The organism is Variovorax sp. dw_954, from assembly GCF_018449755.1.
Classification (GTDB): Bacteria; Pseudomonadota; Gammaproteobacteria; order Burkholderiales; family Burkholderiaceae_C; genus Variovorax.
Genome location: NZ_JAAVVD010000086.1, coordinates 1 through 1,202 on the forward strand (window position 1 = coordinate 1; position 1,202 = coordinate 1,202).

Sequence of the window (1,202 nt, forward strand, 5' to 3'; positions counted from 1 at the left end):
TGCTCGGCGATGAAGCCGGTGTTGAAGTCGCCCGCGACGAACTTCGGATGCGCCAGCAATGCCGCCTGGAACGGGATGTTGCTGCTGACGCCGCGGATCACGAAGCCGTTGAGCGCCTCGCGCATCATCGCGATCGCATGCGCGCGGTCACGGCCGTGGACGATCAGCTTGGCGATCATCGAGTCGTAGAACATCGGGATCTCGCCGCCGTCGTAGACGCCGGTGTCGACGCGCACACCGTAGAGGTGCTCGGTGTCGGCCGAGAACATGGTCTCCTTCGGCGGCTGGAAGCGCGTGAGGCGGCCGGTGGACGGCAGGAAGTTGCGGAACGGATCTTCCGCGTTGATGCGGCACTCGATGGCCCAGCCTTCGCGCTTGACTTGCGCCTGCGTGAGCGGCAGGGCCTCGCCGGCTGCGACGCGGATCATCAGCTCGACCAGGTCCAGCCCGGTAATGCATTCCGTGACCGGATGCTCCACCTGCAGCCGCGTGTTCATCTCCAGGAAGTAGAAGCTCTGGTCCTTGCCGACCACGAACTCGACCGTGCCGGCGCTCTGGTACTTCACGGCCTTGGCCAGTTGCACGGCCTGCTCGCCCATCGCCTTGCGCGTGGCGTCGCTGATGAAGGGCGAAGGCGCCTCCTCGATCACCTTCTGGTGGCGCCGCTGGATCGAGCATTCGCGCTCGTTCAGGTAGATCACGTTGCCCTGCGAATCGCCCAGCACCTGGATCTCGATGTGGCGCGGCTCCTCGACGAACTTCTCGATGAACACCCGGTCGTCGCCGAAGCTGTTGCGCGCCTCGTTGCGGCAGGAGGTGAAGCCCTCGAAGGCTTCCTTGTCGTTGAAGGCCACCCGCAGCCCCTTGCCGCCGCCGCCGGCCGAGGCCTTGATCATCACCGGGTAGCCGATGTCCTTGGCGATCTCGACCGCGCGTTCGGCCGTCTCGATAGCGTCGTTCCAGCCCGGGATGGTGTTGACCTTGGCCTCGTTGGCGAGCTTCTTGGAGGCGATCTTGTCGCCCATGGCCGCGATCGAGTAGTGCTTGGGGCCGATGAAGATGATGCCCTCTTCCTCGACCTTGCGGGCGAAGGCTTCGTTCTCCGACAGGAAGCCGTAGCCGGGGTGCACGGCTTCAGCGCCGGTCTGCTTGCAGGCGGCAATGATGCGGTCGGCCTGCAGATAGCTCTCGCGGCTGGGCGC

1 protein-coding gene is annotated in these 1,202 nt (G+C 65.4%); it reads right to left on the reverse strand.

Translation table 11 applies throughout. From position 1 onward, the window contains the following. Nucleotides 1-1,202, reverse strand: a 1,202-nt coding sequence (locus tag HB681_RS37600; protein ID WP_213959984.1) for a biotin carboxylase N-terminal domain-containing protein, incomplete at both ends; no start/stop codon positions are given.